The 3,338-nt window shown below is 71.8% G+C and carries 6 protein-coding genes; 3 read left to right on the top strand and 3 right to left on the bottom strand.

What is annotated here, in order from left to right:
• The 3 genes from EBH09_RS30080 to EBH09_RS30070 all read left to right on the top strand — a co-directional run.
• Nucleotides 1–1,264, top strand: a 1,264-nt coding sequence (locus EBH09_RS30080) for a bifunctional phosphatase PAP2/diacylglycerol kinase family protein (protein WP_238697477.1), incomplete at its 5' end; no start/stop codon positions are given.
• Nucleotides 1,265–1,427: 163 nt separating this feature from the next.
• The gene (locus tag EBH09_RS30075) at nucleotides 1,428–2,249 is read left to right on the top strand and encodes a class I SAM-dependent methyltransferase (RefSeq protein ID WP_121750046.1); all 822 of its coding nucleotides are present in this window, start codon (nucleotides 1,428–1,430) and stop codon (nucleotides 2,247–2,249) included.
• Between the two features lie 53 nt (nucleotides 2,250–2,302).
• Entirely contained in the window at nucleotides 2,303–2,473 is a 171-nt protein-coding gene (locus EBH09_RS30070) for a hydrophobic protein (RefSeq protein ID WP_121750045.1), read from the top strand.
• A gap of 41 nt (nucleotides 2,474–2,514) precedes the next feature.
• Here EBH09_RS30070 and EBH09_RS30065 read toward each other — a convergent pair whose 3' ends face one another.
• From EBH09_RS30065 to EBH09_RS39365, 3 genes are all read right to left on the bottom strand, one after another.
• Nucleotides 2,515–2,835: a gas vesicle protein K gene (locus tag EBH09_RS30065; protein WP_193776609.1), complete on the bottom strand. Its 321-nt coding sequence runs from the start codon at nucleotides 2,833–2,835 to the stop codon at nucleotides 2,515–2,517.
• On the bottom strand, nucleotides 2,810–2,992 hold the full coding sequence (locus tag EBH09_RS30060; protein WP_121750043.1) for a gas vesicle protein: 183 nt from the start codon (nucleotides 2,990–2,992) through the stop codon (nucleotides 2,810–2,812). Before EBH09_RS30060 ends, EBH09_RS30065 begins: the two co-directional genes overlap by 26 nt.
• On the bottom strand, nucleotides 2,989–3,338 hold a 350-nt coding region (locus EBH09_RS39365; RefSeq protein WP_238697476.1), incomplete at its 5' end, for a GvpL/GvpF family gas vesicle protein. The genes EBH09_RS30060 and EBH09_RS39365, both read right to left, overlap by 4 nt.

The raw sequence follows: 3,338 nt of genomic DNA, 5'->3' as shown, positions 1-3,338 counted from the left end.
CTCGCTGAGCCTGGCCTCGCTGACGATCAACACCCTCGGCAAGCGTTCGATCCGCCGGGCCCGTCCCGTACTGGACCCGGTACCGCTGATCCGGCAGCTGAAGCGGCAGCCGATCACCACGTCCTTCCCGTCGGGGCACGCCGCGTCGGCCGCCGCCTTCGCGACCGGCGTCGCGCTGGAGTCCCCGGCGTGGGGCGCGGCGGTGGCCCCGGTGGCCGCCGCGGTCGCCCTCTCCCGGGTCTACACCGGCGTCCACTATCCGAGTGACGTGGTGGCCGGTGCGGCGCTCGGGGTGGGGGCCGCGTTCGCCGTACGGGGCATGGTGCCGACGCGCGCCCAGCTCACCCCGCCGGCCCGGCCGCGCGCCGAGGTCCCGGCGCTGCCCGGGGGCGAGGGCCTCGTCATGGTGGCCAACATCGGCTCGGGCACCTCGGACCGGGTGCGGGCGCTGTGCGACGCGCTGCCCGACGCGGAGGTGGTGGAGTGCGAGCCGGAGGACGTCCGGGCCGAGCTGGAGAAGGCGGCGGAACACGCCCGGGTGCTCGGTGTGTGCGGCGGCGACGGCACCGTGAACGCCGCGGCCGAGATCGCAGTGTGCCGCGGGCTGCCGCTCGCGGTGCTGCCCGGCGGCACGCTCAACCACTTCGCCTACGACCTCGGGGTGGAGGACGTGCGGGATCTGTGCCGGGCGCTGGAACGGGGCGAGGGCGTGCGCGTGGACGTGGGCCGGTTCGCCTCCGGCGGGCAGCACGGTGTCTTCCTGAACACCTTCAGCCTCGGCGTGTACCCGGAACTGGTGCGCGAGCGGGAGCGCTGGTCTCCCCGGATCGGCGGCTGGCCGGCCGGAGTGGTCGCGGCCGTGCGGGTGCTGCGCGCCGACCGGCACCCGCTGGAGGCCGAGGTACGGGGCCGCCGGCGCCCGCTGTGGATGCTGTTCGCGGGCAACGGCACGTACCACCGCAGGGGCATCGCCTCCGGCCGCCGGCTCGACCTGGCGGACGGGCAGCTGGACGTGCGGGTGGTGCACGGTGGCCGCCGGCCGGCCCTGCGGCTGCTGTCCGCGGCCCTGGCCGGTCCGCTGACCCGCTCCCCCGCCCACGCGGCGGTGCAGGTGAGCCGGCTGCGCCTGTCCGGAGTCGCGCCGGGCACGCTGATGGCCTTCGACGGCGAACTGACGGAGACGGAGGGCGACCTGACGCTCGAGAAGCTGCCCGAGGCGCTCACGGTGTACCGCCCGCTGCCCGGCGATGGGCTCCTCTCCTGACGGGCTCCCTTCCTGGCGGGCTCCCTTCCTGGCGGCCTTTCCCTCCTGACGCCACTGCCGGCGACCTTTCCTGATGACCCGTCAGTCCATACTGTAAAACGCAGGTCTCATCATCCGATCAGTGCGCGTACGGTGATCGCATCGCCGGGAGAGGGGACCCACCTTGCCGAAGCCGCAGGAGACCGCCGTATACACGCACGGACACCACGAGTCCGTGCTCCGCTCGCACACCTGGCGCACCGCCGCCAACTCCGCCGCCTATCTGCTCGGCTCGCTGAGGCCCCACATGCGGATCCTGGACATCGGCTGCGGTCCGGGCACCATCACCGCGGACCTGGCGGAGCTGGTCCCGGACGGACACGTCACGGGCGTGGACCGGGCCCCGGAGATCGTCGAACGGGCCCGGGCCACGGCAGCCGAACGCGGGCTCGTGAACACCGACTTCGCGGTCGCGGACGTGCACGCGCTGGACTATCCGGACGACACGTTCTGCGTCGTCCACGCCCACCAGGTACTCCAGCACGTGGGCGACCCGGTGCAGGCCCTGCGCGAGATGAGGCGGGTGGCGCGGCCGAACGGGATCATCGCCGTCCGCGACTCGGACTACGGCGCCATGACCTGGTACCCCGCATCCCCGGGCATGGACGACTGGCTGGACCTGTACCACCGGGTGGCCCGCGCCAACGGCGGCGAGCCCGACGCCGGACGCCGGCTCAAGGCCTGGGCACTCGAGGCCGGGTTCACCGACATCACGGCGACCTCCGCCACCTGGACCTTCGCCACACCCGAGGAGCGCCGGTGGTGGAGCGGCCTGTGGGCGGACCGCACCGTGGCGTCCGCGTACGCCGGACTCGCCACCGAGGGTGGCCACGCGACGACGGAGCGGTTGCGGGCCGTCTCGGGCGCCTGGCGGGAGTGGGGTGAGCGGCCGGAGAGCTGGTTCAGCGTCCTGCACGGGGAGATTCTGTGCCGAAAGAACGCCTGACGGGCGCCTGATCGGTGGAATCCGGGAAACCAGTACGGCAGGAGGTCCGCATCATGGTTCCACTTCTGATCGTGCTGCTTCTCGCAATCATTCTTTTCGGCGCCGGATTCGCCGTGAAGATCCTCTGGTGGATTGCCTTGGCAGTCCTGGTCCTGTGGCTGCTGGGGTTCCTGGCCCGCGGGACGAAGGCCGGCGGCGGCAGGAGCCGCTGGTACCGGTGGTGAACCGATGAACTGCAGGTGATGAGGCTGCTGCCCCGGGAGGTTCACTCCCGGGGCAGCAGCGGTCCCAGCGGCCCGAGGTCCAGATTCAGGTCCTCGGGCCGCAGGCCGTAGCGGTCGCGCAGTTCGGTCATGCGGTCGTCGAGGAGCATCAGGGTCAGCCCGATCCGCTCCTCCTGGTCCTCGCTCAGGTCGCCTTCGTCGACGCGGCGCAGTGCCTGGCGCTCCATGAGCTGGCGCAGCAGCTCGACTACGGTCAGCACCAGCTTGACCAGATCGCGCTCGACCGTGTCGGGGTCGAGGTCGAGGCGCTTGCGGGGCTCAGGATGTTCACTCACGTCAATCCCCGAACGGTGACGGAACATTGTGGTTGACCGAGCTGATCAGCGCGTTCAGGTCGATGCGGACCAGGTCGACGTCCGCGATGCGCAGCGTGACGTCACCGGTGATGACGACTCCCCCGGCCAGCAGCCGGTCGAGCAGATCGACCAGGGCGATCTCACGGCGTTCGACGACGGTCATGACCCCTCCCCCGCGCTCTCCCCGCCGGCGGCCCCTCGTTCACCGGCCTCTTCACCGGCGAAGGAATAGGCCGCCCACGGTCCGGTGAGTTCCACCCGGATTCCGGGGGCGTCGTCCTTCGTCCCGTCCACCATTTCCACGAATTCCTCGGACACGTCGCGCCGTACCAGATAGGCGGCGTTGAGAACGTTCCGCCCGGCGGCACCGGAAAGGCCGGGATTCTGCGGCGCGTGCAGCCGCGCGTCGTCGGCCCGGGAGGACAGCGTTTCGTGCAGTCGGGTCGCGAACTCCTCCGCCCTGCTCCACAGGTCGTCGCTGGCCCGGGTCTGCCTGCGCCGCTGCCGCA

It is taken from the genome of Streptomyces sp. E2N166 (assembly GCF_003671715.1).
GTDB lineage: Bacteria > Actinomycetota > Actinomycetes > Streptomycetales > Streptomycetaceae > Streptomyces > Streptomyces thinghirensis.
The sequence above is the reverse complement of the archived record's forward strand: the minus strand, read 5'-3'. Positions and strand labels throughout refer to the sequence as shown.

Coding starts and splice junctions, on each gene's coding strand:
- EBH09_RS30070 (WP_121750045.1), top strand. CDS start 2,303: ATGGTTCCACTTCTGATCGTGCTGCTTCTCGCAATCATTCTTTTCGGC.
- EBH09_RS30065 (WP_193776609.1), bottom strand. CDS start 2,835: ATGTTCCGTCACCGTTCGGGGATTGACGTGAGTGAACATCCTGAGCCC.
- EBH09_RS30060 (WP_121750043.1), bottom strand. CDS start 2,992: ATGACCGTCGTCGAACGCCGTGAGATCGCCCTGGTCGATCTGCTCGAC.